At 71.1% G+C, this 13,193-nt stretch carries 12 protein-coding genes; 7 read left to right on the top strand and 5 right to left on the bottom strand.

The genetic code is table 11. From position 1 onward, the window contains the following. The first annotated feature begins 9 nt into the window (after positions 1-9). Positions 10-198 carry a hypothetical protein gene (locus BF93_RS01440; protein ID WP_038370142.1) on the top strand — a complete coding sequence of 63 codons (189 nt, stop codon included), beginning with the start codon at positions 10-12 and terminating at the stop codon, positions 196-198. Here the strand turns inward: BF93_RS01440 and panB are convergent, their stop codons facing one another. Continuing rightward, positions 199-1,020, bottom strand: a complete 822-nt coding sequence (gene panB, locus BF93_RS01445) for a 3-methyl-2-oxobutanoate hydroxymethyltransferase (protein ID WP_269518480.1) — start codon at positions 1,018-1,020, stop codon at positions 199-201. 250 nt (positions 1,021-1,270) lie between these two features. On the opposite strand from panB, the gene BF93_RS19695 reads away from it, so the two are divergent. The 5 genes from BF93_RS19695 (at position 1,271) to BF93_RS01470 (ending at position 8,172) form a co-directional block, all read left to right on the top strand. Further along, the gene (locus BF93_RS19695; protein ID WP_038370143.1) at positions 1,271-1,843 is read left to right on the top strand and encodes a hypothetical protein; all 573 of its coding nucleotides are present in this window, start codon (positions 1,271-1,273) and stop codon (positions 1,841-1,843) included. Positions 1,844-1,982: 139 nt separating this feature from the next. Beyond that, positions 1,983-2,390 (top strand): hypothetical protein, encoded by a 408-nt coding sequence (locus BF93_RS01455; RefSeq protein ID WP_038370144.1) that lies wholly within the window; start codon positions 1,983-1,985, stop codon positions 2,388-2,390. A gap of 210 nt (positions 2,391-2,600) precedes the next feature. Then, the gene (locus BF93_RS01460; RefSeq protein WP_038370145.1) at positions 2,601-3,938 is read left to right on the top strand and encodes a glutamine synthetase family protein; all 1,338 of its coding nucleotides are present in this window, start codon (positions 2,601-2,603) and stop codon (positions 3,936-3,938) included. Between the two features lie 3 nt (positions 3,939-3,941). Beyond that, complete coding sequence (locus BF93_RS01465; protein WP_051486388.1) at positions 3,942-6,926, top strand: bifunctional [glutamine synthetase] adenylyltransferase/[glutamine synthetase]-adenylyl-L-tyrosine phosphorylase; 2,985 nt, start codon at positions 3,942-3,944, stop codon at positions 6,924-6,926. A 64-nt stretch (positions 6,927-6,990) separates the two neighbouring features. Beyond that, a complete protein-coding gene (locus BF93_RS01470) occupies positions 6,991-8,172 on the top strand; it encodes a hypothetical protein (protein WP_232226144.1) in 1,182 nt (393 codons plus the stop codon). 166 nt (positions 8,173-8,338) lie between these two features. On the opposite strand, the gene glnA is transcribed toward BF93_RS01470, so the two are convergent. After that, positions 8,339-9,769, bottom strand: coding sequence for a type I glutamate--ammonia ligase (gene glnA, locus BF93_RS01475; RefSeq protein ID WP_038370146.1), 1,431 nt, complete (start codon positions 9,767-9,769; stop codon positions 8,339-8,341). A 214-nt stretch (positions 9,770-9,983) separates the two neighbouring features. On the opposite strand from glnA, the gene BF93_RS01480 reads away from it, so the two are divergent. Continuing rightward, complete coding sequence (locus BF93_RS01480) at positions 9,984-10,415, top strand: RDD family protein (protein ID WP_232226169.1); 432 nt, start codon at positions 9,984-9,986, stop codon at positions 10,413-10,415. A 201-nt stretch (positions 10,416-10,616) separates the two neighbouring features. Here BF93_RS01480 and BF93_RS01485 read toward each other — a convergent pair whose 3' ends face one another. The 3 genes from BF93_RS01485 to lipB form a co-directional block, all read right to left on the bottom strand. Beyond that, complete coding sequence (locus BF93_RS01485; RefSeq protein ID WP_038370148.1) at positions 10,617-11,348, bottom strand: DUF4191 domain-containing protein; 732 nt, start codon at positions 11,346-11,348, stop codon at positions 10,617-10,619. Between the two features lie 17 nt (positions 11,349-11,365). Continuing rightward, the gene (gene lipA / locus BF93_RS01490; protein ID WP_038370149.1) at positions 11,366-12,385 is read right to left on the bottom strand and encodes a lipoyl synthase; all 1,020 of its coding nucleotides are present in this window, start codon (positions 12,383-12,385) and stop codon (positions 11,366-11,368) included. A gap of 64 nt (positions 12,386-12,449) precedes the next feature. After that, on the bottom strand, positions 12,450-13,148 hold the full coding sequence (gene lipB, locus BF93_RS01495) for a lipoyl(octanoyl) transferase LipB (RefSeq protein ID WP_038370150.1): 699 nt from the start codon (positions 13,146-13,148) through the stop codon (positions 12,450-12,452). Positions 13,149-13,193 lie beyond the last annotated feature (45 nt).

Genomic DNA, 13,193 nt, shown 5'->3' on the forward strand with positions numbered 1-13,193 from the left:
AGGGCCAGCATGTCCGAGTTCTACTACAATGTCTCCACCGGCCAGGTCGAGGAGGGGCGCCAGTCCCCGGGCACCGAGCTGATGGGTCCGTACCCCACAGCGGAGGCGGCCCGGAAGGCGCTTGAGACCGCCGCCGAGCGCAACAAGGCCTGGGACGAGGAGGACGCCGACTGGGAGGGCGAGGACTCGCCCTCCTGATCAGTCGAAGGAGTGCTCCGGCCCGGGGTACTCGCGGCCCTCGACGGCGCCGCGGTACTCGCGGGCGGCGCGCTCGAGCTCCTCGCGCAGGTGCGCGAAGCGGCGCACGAACTTCCCCTCGAAGCCGGAGAGCCCGGCCATGTCCTGCCACACCAGCACCTGGCCGTCGCAGTGCGGGCCGGCGCCGATGCCGATGGTGGGGATCGACAGCACCTCGGTGATGCGCTGCGCGAGCGAGCTCGGCACCAGCTCGAGGACGAGGGCGAAGGCGCCCGCCTCCTGCAGGGCGAGGGCATCGTCGGCGAGGCGGTCCGCGGCCTGGTGGTCGCGGCCCTGGACCCGATGGCCCGAGAGCGCGTTGACGGACTGCGGGGTGAATCCCAGGTGCCCCATCACCGGGATCCCCGCCTGCACCAGGGCGGTGACCTGCGGGACGATCTCGTGGCCGCCCTCGAGCTTGACCGCCTCCGCGCCCGCGCGCACGAGGTCCACGCCGTGCCGGATCGCGTCGGAGGGGCCGGCCTGATAGGTGCCGAAGGCGAGGTCGGCGACGATCAGCGGGCGCGTCACGGACCGGGCGACGGCCGCGGTGAACACGCGGATGTCCTCGTGGGTGGTGTGCACGGTGGAGTCGTGGCCCAGAACCGTGGTGCCTGCGGAGTCGCCGACCAGGAGGACCTCGATGCCCGCGCGCTCGAAGGCCTGCGCGGAGTACTGGTCGTAGGAGGTCAGCATCGAGAACGGGCGTCCTGCGCGCATGGCGTCCTGGAGGTGGCGGATCCGGATCTTCGCGGGGCCGGAGGCGCCGGCGCTGCTGTTCACGATGTGCTCCTGAGGGTTCTCGGACCGTTCCCCGGATCCTCCGCGCGGGGCGCGCCGAGAGGACGGGGATGGGGTGACCAGCGTATCCTCTCCGGCGAGGGCGCGAGCAGTCGCCCCATCGGCCCACCCGCACGTCCCGTTCCGGGGCCGTGCCCGATGGGGAGTTCTCCCCATCGCGCCCGCCGTCGGTGCCATGTGAGCATTGTCGGACCGTCAGCTCCGCCGGAGACATCGTGAAGGGACCATCATCATGAATTCCATCGTTCGCAGGGCCGGTCGCGGCTCGACGCTGCTCGTCGGCTCCGTCGCCCTCGCCTTCTCGCTCGCCGCCTGCGGCGGCGGGTCCGAGGACCCGGCCGAGCCCACCGCCGAGGAGACCGCTGCCGAGGAGACCACCGAGGACACCGCTGCCGAGGAGACCACCGAGGAGGCTGCGGAGGAGGCGACCGAGGAGACCACCGAGGAGGGCGCCGAGGACCCGGCCGCCGGGGGCGAGGTCACCGACGAGGATCTCACTGCCGCCAAGGAGCAGTTCGTCGCGTTCGTCGGAGCCCTGGGCGAGCAGGACGCGGCGAAGGCCTGTGGGTTCATGCTGGACCCGTCCACCGGTGAGCCCGTGAGCGATGCGAACCTCGAGACCTGCACGTCGCAGCTCGAGAGCACGGGGATGATGGACACCTTCACTCCCGAGGTCGCGAGCATGATCACCACGGACATGATCAACGCCACCGGGAATCCTGACGGGACCATCACCCTGGACATGTCGGGCTCGAAGGTGAACATGGCGAAGGCCTCCGACGGCAAGTGGTACTTCACCGTCTGACCTCAGGGTCAGCCGAATACGCGCGCGACGGATGGCAGCGATGAGCTGCCATCCGTCGCTCTGTTCGGAGGGTTCTTCCCATCGGTATCGTGGCGCATGGATGCGGCGCGGTGCAGTCACCGCAGCACGAGGAGGCGGCATGGCAGACAGCAGCATCGGCCCCAGGCGGGGGACGCACCTCGTGATCGCGGGTGCGGTGGGGGCCCTGGTGTGTCTGCTCGGTGCATGGATATGGCTGTCCGGTGGAAGTCTGACCTCTTCGCCGCGGCTTGCCGATCTCGTCTCCGACAATCCCAATCTCGGAACGCCCCTCGAGGTCACGGACACCTACTGCGCCGCGGAGATCGGGTGCGTCGAAGCGTGGTCCACCGATCTCGGGGTGTACATGGAGTTCGATTCCCGTGCTGAAGCTGAGCACTGGGGGACGATCTTCGGTGGAGACGGTGCGCAGTGGGAGCGGTTCGTCCTCGACGGACGAGGGAAGGATCTCGAGGGCGACAGGAGGATCTTCGCCGTGCAGATCCTCCTCCAGTACGACGGAATCTGATCTCCACCGAGGGGTCCGGCCAGCGGGCGGGGGACCTCCCGCGCTCCCGACAGGTCCCGTCCCTCAGCATCGTGCTGGAGCGGTCCACGCTCGGGCCGGATCCGGGGTGCATGTCCTGCAGGGGCTGCGAGAGAACGCCATGGCACGTCATCGGTGTCCGGAGGCTCTGCGTCCTGGGCTCGGGAGGTGGCGGTGAGGCAGACTGTGCCCATGGAACGCCACCACGACGATGTCATCCGCACCGTGCAGGACCGCGACGTCCGCTTCATCCGCCTCTGGTTCTGCGACGTGGTCGGGACGCTCAAATCCGTGGCGATCTCCCCGGCGGACCTCGAGACCGCGTTCACCGAGGGCATCGGGATCGACGGGTCCACGATCGAGGGCCTGACCCGCGCCTACGAGTCCGACATGCTGCTGCGGCCCGACCCCGGCACCTTCCAGACGCTGCCGTGGCGCGGCGAGGTCTCCGGCACCGCCCGCATGATGTGCGACGTGCTCACCCCGGACGGTGAGGCGGCCGCCTCGGACCCGCGGCGGGTGCTCAAGGACGTGATGGACCGCGCCGAGGCGAAGGGCCTGGAGTACTTCACGCACCCGGAGATCGAGTTCTACCTGTTCCAGGAGCAGTGGCGGGACGGGCAGCCGCTGCGGCCCATCGACAACGCCGGCTACTTCGACCACGTCCACCACGCCGGCGGGCAGGACTTCCGCCGCACGGTCATCTCCTACCTCGAGGCCATGAACATCCAGGTGGAGTACTCCCACCACGAGAACGGCCCCGGGCAGAACGAGATCGATCTGCGCTATGCGGACGCGCTGACCACCGCCGACAACATCCTCACCTTCCGGACCGTGGTCAAGGAGGTCGCCCTGTCCATGGGGCAGGTGGCCTCCTTCATGCCCAAGCCGATGTTCGACCGCCCCGGCAACGGCATGCACACCCACCTGTCGCTGTTCAGCAACGGCAAGAACGTCTTCCATGAACCGGGCGCGGAGTTCGGGCTCTCCCGCACCGCCCGCCAGTTCATCGCCGGGCTGCTGCGCCATGCGAGCGAGTACGCGGTGCTCACCAACCAGTTCGTGAACTCGTACAAGCGGCTGTGGGGCGCGCAGGAGGCGCCGAGCTTCATCTGCTGGGGCCACAACAACCGCTCCGCGCTCGTGCGCGTGCCCTTCCACAAGCCCACCAAGGGCACCAGCTCCCGCGTCGAGTTCCGGGGCCTGGACTCCGCCGCCAACCCGTACCTGGCCTTCGCCGCTCTGCTCGGCGCGGGCATGAAGGGCATCGAGGAGGAGTACGAGCTGCCCGAGGGGGCGGAGGACACCGTCTGGCAGCTCACCGACCGCGAGCGCCGCGCGCTGGGCATCGACCCGCTGCCCACCGACCTGTACCGCGCCCTGGAGGCCTTCGAGGAGTCCGAGCTGATGGCCGAGATCCTCGGGGAGCAGGTCTTCGAGCACATCCTGCGCAACAAGCACGACGAGTGGCACACCTACCGCTCCCAGGTCACGGGAGTGGAGCTCGAGACCACCTTCGGCAGGATCTGAGCCGTGCCCGTCCCCTCCCGCGCCGAGCTCGTCCGGCTCGGCTTCGCCCGCGCCGATCGGGCCGAGCGCTTCCTCGCCGATCCGCTGCTCTCGCCGATGTCCCGCGAGCTGATCGAGGCCATCGCCGCCTCCGCCGACCCGGACGAGGCGACCATCGGCCTGCTGCGACTGATGGAGTCGATGGATCGGGCCGGCCTGCGGGAGCAGGGCCGCGCGATCCTCGCCGGGGAGTCTGGCCGGGACCTCGTGCGGGTGCTCGGGGCCAGCGTCGCCCTCGGCGACCACCTCACCCGCCACCCCGAGACGCTGTCCGCGCTGCTGGGCGGGCAGGACGAGCCGCTGGCCTCCGCGGAGGCCTATCGGACCCGGATCCTCGAGGCGGTCGGCGCCGATCCCGGTTCGGCGATCCCGGTGGCCTCCGGCACCGGGGACGAGCTGCGCATCGCCTACTTCACGAGCCTCGCCGGGATCGCCCTGGCCGATCTCACCGCCGCGGATCCCGTCGCGCTGCAGGTGCGCGTCTCCCAGGCCCTCGCGGATCTCGCGGCGGCCGCCCTCGAGGGCGCCCTGGCCCTGGCCCGCGCCCTCACCGAGGACCATGAGCAGGTGCTGCTGTCCATCCTGGCGATGGGCAAGACGGGCGCCCGGGAGCTCAACTACATCTCCGACGTCGACGTGCTGTACGTCGTCGCCCCGGCCGGGGGCGCGGAGGTCTCGGGGGAGACGCTCACCGCCGTGGGCGGGGCCCTGGCCCGGCATGTGGCCCGGGTGTGCTCCGAGCGGACCGCCGAGGGCTCGCTGTGGCAGGTCGACGCCAACCTCCGGCCCGAGGGCAAGGACGGCGAGCTGGTGCGGACCATCGACTCCTACCGCCGCTACTACGAGCGCTGGGCGGACTCATGGGAGTTCCAGGCGCTGCTGAAGGCCCGCCCCGTCGCCGGCGACCCCGGCCTCGGCGCCGCGTTCGTGGACCTCGTCCAGCCGATGGTGTGGCAGGCCTCCACCCGCGAGGGCTTCGTGGACGACACCCGCGCCATGCGCCGGCGGGTGGTGGACCTCATCCCGCATGCGGAGACCGAGCGCAACGTCAAGCTGGGCCCCGGCGGCCTGCGCGACGTCGAGTTCACGGTCCAGCTGCTGCAGATGGTCCACGGCCGCGGCGACGAGACCCTGCGCACCCGCGGCACCCTCGAGGCGCTCTCCCTGCTGCGCGACGGCGGCTACGTCTCGCGCGCGCAGGCCGACGAGATGGACGAGGCGTACCGCTTCCTGCGCGTGGTCGAGCACCGCATCCAGCTGCATCGTCTGCGCCGCAGCCAGGTCATCCCCGACGCGCCGGCGGACCTACGCCGCCTGGCACGGACCGTCGGCCTGGGCACGGAGGACTTCGCCCGCCGCATCGGCTCGGTGCGCCGCCGGGGCCGCCCGCTGCACGAGGAGATCTTCTACCGCCCCCTGCTGCAGACCGCGGCCGGGCTCAGCGACGGGGAGGTCCGCCTCACCCCGGCCTCCGCCCAGGCGCGGCTCGCGGCCATCGGCTACCGCGACCCCGTCAGGGCGACCCGGCACATCGCCGCCCTCACCGGCGGCGTCTCCCGCTCCGCGGCGATCCAGCGGCAGCTGCTGCCGGCGCTGCTGGAATGGTTCGCCGACGGCATCGACCCGGACATGGGGCTGCTGGCCTTCCGCCGCCTCAGCGAGGAGGCCGGGTCCACGCACTGGTTCCTCGGCATGCTGCGCGACAGCGGCGTGGCGGCCAAGCGCCTGACCCGGGTGCTCAGCTCCTCCCGGTACGTCGGGGACCAGCTGGTGGCGATGCCGTACGCGACGCGCTGGCTCAGCCGCGACGAGGAGCTGCGGCCGCTGCGCGCCGCCGAGCTGGGGGAGGAGCTCACCGCCTCCATGCGCCGGGCCTCCAGCGTCGCCGATGCGGTCACCGTCGTGCGCGACGTGCGCCGTCGCGAGATCACGCGCATCGCGCTGTCGCGCCTGTCCGAGCGCATCGGCCCGATCGAGGTGGGCGGGGCGCTGAGCGATCTCGCCGACGCCGAGCTCGCCGCCGCCCTGGACCTGGCCATGACCGAGGAGAACGCCCGGGGGATCCGCATGGCGGTGATCGCCCTGGGCAGCTTCGGCGCCCGGGAGATGGGCTACGCCTCCGATGCGGACGTGCAGTTCGTCGTCGAGGACGCGGGCGCCGGCGAGGACGCCGTGTCCCAGGGGATCCGTGTCGCCACCGCCGTCCAGAAGATCCTCAACGCCCCCAGCGCGGGGATGGACATGAAGGTCAGCGCGGATCTGCGGCCCGAGGGGCGGGCCGGGGCGCTGGCGCGGTCCGCCGACTCCTGGGAGGGGTACTACCGCCGCCACGCCGAGCACTGGGAGCTGCAGGCGCTGCTGCGGGCCCGGGTCTGCGCCGGCGACGCGGACCTCGCCGCGCGCCTCGAGGAGAGCCTGGACGCCCTGCGCTACCCGGCCGAGGGCCTCACCCCGGCGCGGGAACGGGACCTGTCCCGGATGAAGGCACGGATCGAGTCCGAGCGCCTTCCCCGCGGGGTCACCCCCGAACGGCACCTCAAGCTGGGGCGCGGCGCGATGACCGATGTCGAGTGGGTCGTCCAGAAGCTCCAGCTCGCGCACGCCGGCGCGGATCCGTCCCTGCGGATCGTCGGCACGCTGCCGGCCCTGGACGCCCTCGCGGCGGCGGGGATCCTGCCCGCCGACGAGGCGGAGGAGCTGGCCGAGGCCTGGCTGCTGGCCTGGCGGCTGCGCCGGGCGCTGTTCCTGTGGAAGGGGCGCGAGACCGATGCGCTGCCGGCCGACCGCACCGACCGCCGCGCCCTGGCCCTGCTGGTCGAGGGGTCCGATGCCAGCGCCCGCTCCCTCGAGGAGCACTATCTGCGCGTCACCCGCCGAGCCCGCGCGATCGCGGAACGGGAGATCTTCGGCGAGGTGATGCATCGGCTGCCCGGGGAGACCCATCCGTGAGACGCCACCCACCCCCGCGTCCCTGCCGTGCATCGGCCCGGGCACTGCGTAGGCTGGGATCACCATGACCTCTCCGAGACTGAGCATCGACACCCCGCGCGGCCGCATGTACGCGCTCGAGCCGGGCGGTGCACCGCTGTACCCCTCCATCACCACCGTCGCCGGGATGCGGGCCAAGGACCACCTGCAGGGCTGGTACGCCACCATGGCGTCGAAGCGTGCGCTGGAGATGTTCGACTACCTGCGGCGCAACCCCGATCGGGCGAGCGAGGAGATCCGTCGCGTGACTTCCTCCAAGTGGGGCACGCAGAAGAAGATCGCCGCCGCCGCGGAGGACTACACCCGCCGCGCCTCCGACTTCGGCACCTACGTCCATGCCCTCTGCGAGGACTGGGAGCGCAGCGGCTCCCGGCCCTCCCGCCAGGACATGTCCGACAAGGCCGCCCAGCTCCGCGCCGATGCCGGCGCCCTCGCCCAGGAGCGCAGCCTGGAGGACCTGCTGGCCCGCGCCGACCAGCGCCTGGACGGCTTCGGCTCCTTCCTCGAGGACTTCCAGCCGGAGTTCGTCGAGGTCGAGCAGACCGTGGTCAACCACGAGGTCGGCTACGCCGGCACCACCGACGCGATCGTGAAGATCGGCAACTCCCTGCTCAGCGCCGACATCAAGACCTCCAAGAAGGTCCGCGGGGACTACGCGCTGCAGGGCGTCGCCGTGGTCAACGCCGAGCAGCTGCTGGACGACGACGGCACCGTGCGCCCCATGCCGGACCTGGTGGGGGCGTGCGTGATCCACCTGCCCGAGGCCGGCGGCTACAGCGTCGTCCCCCTGCGCACCGGCGACGCGGAGTTCGCCGTCTTCCGCGCCCTGAAGCAGGCCTGGCTGTTCGAGGCCGAGGAGTGCATCAGCGCCCCCAGCACCACCCCGCAGCAGCTGCTGCTGAGCCTGCTGCGTGCCAAGGGCGGCCTGGACGCCCTGGGATCCCTCGCAGCGCCGAGCGGACGATCGGCCTCGCCCGACCGGACCGCAGCGCCGCTCGAGGAGGTCGCGCCGCTCGGCGACCAGCCCGCCTCCGGCCCGGCGCCGCTCTCGCCGCAGGAGATCCCGGCCGGCGCCGCGCAGCCCGCGGCGGCGCCCGATGGCGCGGCCCCGGCGGCCGAGGGCGCCGCGACAGCCCCCGGCCCTGATCTCTCCCGCGCTGCCGATCCGGCACCCCGGGACACCTCAGCGCTCCAGCCGCGCTTCTGACGGCCCGCATCGGCTCCCGCGTCCGCGATCCGGAGGCGGGATCGATGCGGCGCGCCGGCAGGAGCGCTGACCCCGCGACGGACCCGGGCCCTGACGCCGAACCGCCCGACCCGTGCGCAGCGATGCTGCGACGGATCGGGCGGCAGGGGATCCCGGGGGAGTCAGCTCACAGGTCGTAGTAGAGCTCGAACTCGTAGGGGTGCGGGCGGAACCGGAACGGGTCCACCTCGTGGGTGCGCTTGTAGTCGATCCACGTGCTGATCAGGTCCTCGGGGAAGACATCGCCCTCGGTGAGGAACTCGTGATCCGCCTCGAGCGCGTCCAGCGCCTCCTCGAGGGAGGAGGGCAGCTGCTTGATCTGCGCGTGCTCCTCCGGGGGCAGCTCGTAGAGGTCCTTGTCGATCGGCTCCGGCGGCTCGATGCGGTTGCGGATGCCGTCGATGCCGGCCATGAGCTGCGCGGCGAAGGACAGGTACGGGTTCGCCGACGGGTCGGGAGCGCGGAACTCGATGCGCTTGGCCTTGGCCGAGGTGCCCGTGACGGGGATGCGGATGCAGGCGGAGCGGTTGCGCGCCGAGTACACCATGTTCACGGGGGCCTCGAAGCCGGGCACCAGGCGCTTGAAGGAGTTCACCGTCGGGTTGGTGAACGCCACCAGGGCCGAGGCGTGCTCGATGATGCCGCCGATGTACCAGCGGGCGATGTCCGAGAGACCGCCGTAGCCGCGCTCGTCGTAGAAGAGCGGCTCGCCGTCCTTCCACAGGGACTGGTGGGTGTGCATGCCCGAGCCGTTGTCGCCGAAGAGGGGCTTGGGCATGAACGTCACGGTCTTGCCGGCGTTCCACACCGCGTTCTTCACGACGTACTTGAACTTCATGACGTCGTCCGCCGCCTGCAGCAGCGTGTTGAAGCGGTAGTTGATCTCCTGCTGGCCGGCGGTGCCCACCTCGTGGTGCGCACGCTCGACCTCGAGGCCGACCTCGGACAGCACGGCGCAGATGTCGTCGCGCAGATCCGCCATCTGGTCGTTGGGGGAGGTCGGGAAGTAGCCGCCCTTGACGCGCGTCTTGTAGCCCTGGTTCCCGCCGAACTCGGACTCGTCGCGGCCCGAGTTCCAGATCGCCTCGTCGGAGTCGATCTGGAAGAAGGAGCCGTTGATGTCCGTCTTGTAGCGGATGTCGTCGAAGATGTAGAACTCGGCCTCGGCGGCGAAGTTCGCGGTGTCGGCGATGCCGGTGGAGCGCAGGTACTCCTCGGCCTTGGCGGCCACGGTGCGCGGGTCGCGGGAGTACGGCTCGTCGGTGAACGGATCGACGATCGAGAAGTTGATGACCAGGGTCTTCCGCTCGCGGAAGGGATCGAGGTACGCGGTCTCGAGGTCCGGGATCAGCTTCATGTCCGACTCGTGGATCGCCTGGAATCCACGGATCGAGGAGCCGTCGAACAGCTGACCGGTGGCGATGGCCTCCTCGTCGAAGCTGGCGGCGGGGACGTTGAAGTGCTGCATCACTCCGGGAAGGTCGCAGAAGCGGATGTCGACGAACTCGACGTCCTCCTCCTGCACGTACTTCACGAGCTCACTGGGATTGCTGAACACGTATCCTCCATCTGGGCGCCGCCGGATGCGGCGCTCTGTCGGGTGTACCCGTCGGCCGGGCCGAGCCCCCGGCAGCCCGAGCGGAGCACCGCCGGGCGCCCGTCGGGACGGGGCTCGATGCCGGACAGTCTAGGTGCGGTGGGGCCGCCGCGCCGCGCACATCGCCAGGACGGACGCCGCGGCTCCCAGCGCGCGGCCCTACGCTGTGCCGGTGATGGAACGCAAGGATCTCGCCTCCTGGCTGGAGGGCGCGCCGCAGGACGCCGACTACGTCCGCGGATCGGCCCTCGGCCTCCCGCCCGACGGCCCCGGATCGGTGGCGCCGTTCGGCTGCCGCGTCGTGACGCTGCTGATCGACTGGGCTGTGAGCTCGGGGGTCAGTGCGCTGGTGTTCTCCTACGACCCTCTGGCGACGTTGTCCCTGTTCGCAGCCATGAACCTGGTGATGCTGACGCTCTGGGGCGCGACCCCGGGACAGCTCCTGATGGGCCTGCGCACCCAGCCCGTCGCGCGCCGCACCCCGATGCTCCTGCGGGCGGTCCTGCGCACCGCCGTGATGCTCCTCGTCCTGCCGGCCGCGATCTGGAACCGCGACCGCCAGCCCCTGCATGACGTCATCGCCGGGACCGCCGTCGTGCGGTCCTGATCACGCTGGGACGGAATGTCACGATCAGGTTACGAATGTAACGGTGAGGTCACGATGCCGTGATCGCAGGGTTCTCGGGTGTGGACTGGAGGGCCCCGGGCGCGACCCCGGACAGAGGAACGCCCCCGGACCGGCCGAAGGATCGGCGGGTCCGGGGGCGTCCGCGATGCGGGGCGTGCCCGTAGGGGGGGGTGGGCCGGGTCAGCGGCCGCGCAGCGCCTTGTGGTTGGGGCGCGCTCGCATCGGGTCCACGCCCTTGGGCACGGACTGGCGCAGCGAGCGCTTGAGCGCGGCCAGGCGACGGGAGACCTCGGCGGACTCGTCGCGGGTGAGGACCTTCTTCATCCGCGTCATGTGGGAGGGCAGCTTGTGCAGCGGGACCTCTCCCTCTCCGTCGCCGACGATGATCTGGTGCACCGGCACGTTCTCGTGGTTGAGGACGCGCCGCACGCTGCGACGCTCCTTCTCCAGGAGCTTGAGCGAGACGTTCGAGCCGTTCTCCGCGATCAGGGCGATGCCGGCGCGGCCGGAGGCGCGGAAGATCATCGTCTGGGTGCGGGGGTCCAGCTGCACCGGCTCGTCCTCCACGTTCCAGCCGCGGCGGATCGACTGCAGGGCCGCGAGCGAGGCGCCCTGCTGGCCGCGGATGCGGTTGAAGGCCGCGGCCTCCGCCTTGCGGGCGAGGATGAACATCGCCGCGAGCAGACCGAACGCCAGGCCCAGGAAGATGCCGTACCAGGGGCTGTTCAGGATCAACCAGCTCAGCAGGATCGCCACCACGAGGGAGGCCACCAGGGCGAGCACCATGTACGGCACCAGCGTGCGGTCGACCTTCCGGGTCATGTCGAAGACCTGGAGCATCTGCTTGAAGCGGCCGGGCTGCTTGGGCTTCTTCGCGTCGGCCGCGGGCGAGTCGTTCTTCTTTCGTGCCATCGTCTGCTTTCGGGGCGTCAGCCGACACGGGCCGCGTGACGGGCGACGACGCTCGCGGCCTCCTGTCGGGCGGGGGTGTTCTGGTCGAGGTGGCGCAGGTTCTCCGGGATCTCGCGCCCCAGCTTCTTCATCGCCTGGGCCCACAGGCGGCCCGCGCGGTACGAGGAGCGGACCATGGGGCCGGCCATGACGGCCAGGAAGCCCATCTCCTCGGCGGCCGTGGACAGGTCCAGGAACTCCTGGGGCTTGACCCAGCGGTCGATCGGGTGGTGCAGCTTCGAGGGCCGCAGGTACTGGGTGATGGTGATGATGTCGCAGCCCGCGTCCCGCAGGGCCTGCAGCGAGTCGAGGATCTCCTCGCTGGTCTCGCCCATCCCCAGGATGAGGTTCGACTTGGTGATCATGCCGGCGTCCTTGCCGAGGCGGATCACGTCGAGGCTGCGGTCGTAGCGGAACGCCGGCCGGATCTGCTTGAAGATCCGCGGGACGGTCTCGAGGTTGTGGGCGAACACCTCCGGCTGCGAGGCGAAGACCTGCTCGAGGGCCTCGGCGCTGCCCTTGATGTCATCGATCAGCAGCTCGACGCCGGTGCCGGGGTTCATGGCGTGGATCTGCTGGCACGTCTGCGCGAACAGACCCGCCGCGCCGTCGGGGAGGTCGTCGCGGGCCACGCCCGTGATCGTCGAGTAGCGCAGGCCCATCTCCTGGACGGACCTGGCCACCTTGAACGGCTCCATCGGATCGATGGCCAGCGGCTTGCCGGTGGCGATGTCGCAGAAGTCGCAGCGCCGGGTGCAGGTGTCCCCGCCGATGAGGAAGGTGGCCTCGCGGTCCTCCCAGCATTCGAAGATGTTCGGACAGCCGGCCTCCTCGCACACCGTGTGCAGGCCCTGGCCGTGCACCCGCTGCTTCATCGCGGAGTATTCCGGGCCCATCACGGCGCGGGTCTTGATCCACTCGGGCTTGCGTTCGATGGGGGTCTGCGCGTTGCGCGCCTCCACCCGGAGCATGCGGCGTCCCTCGGGAGCGATGGTCACGCTCGTGCCTCCTCGCGGTCGGGTATGCCGGCCAGTCTATCGGCCCTGCGGCAGGGCCGGTGTGTCACAGCGGGCGGGGCCGCGTGCGGTTGGCCACGAGCTCGCGCAGGTGCTCCTCCGCCGCGTCGATCACGTCGGCCACGGCCACCCGATGGCCCGCCTGCTCGGTCAGGGTGGTGACCTCGGCGTCCTCGATACCGCACGGGATCACGTTGCGGGCCCAGGACAGATCGTTGTCGCAGTTCAGCGCGAAGCCGTGCATCGTGGCGCGCTTGGAGACGCGCATGCCGATGGCCGCGACCTTCCGGTCCGGCATCCCCTCGCGCACGACCCACACTCCGCTGCGTCCCTCGACGGGCTCGGTCCGCACGCCCGCGCTCGCGCACACCGCGATCAGGGCGTGCTCGAGAGCGCGCACGAAGCCCACCACGTCGATCGGCACGGGCAGGGGGACGATGGGGTACCCCACCAGCTGCTGGGGGCCGTGCCAGGTGATCTTCCCGCCGCGGTCGATGTCCACCACCGGGGCGCCGTCGCGCGGGCGCTCCCGCTCCGCGGTGAGCTTGCCCGCCGTGTAGACGGGCTGGTGCTCCAGGAGGAGCAGCGTGGGAGGCCGGGTCCCGGCGACGACCTCCGCATGGATCTCGCGCTGGATCTCCCAGGCGCGCCGGTACTCGACGGGACCGGGGGGCAGGCCGAAGTCCTCATGCGCGTCGCCCCCGGGGAGGGGTTCGCCGAAGCCGAGCCGAATCACGTCCAACATCCCGCCGAGGATACTCCCACCTGCACGTTGTGGATGAACCGAGTC

Origin of the sequence: Brachybacterium phenoliresistens (assembly GCF_000576425.1) — a bacterium.
Lineage (GTDB): Bacteria > Actinomycetota > Actinomycetes > Actinomycetales > Dermabacteraceae > Brachybacterium > Brachybacterium phenoliresistens.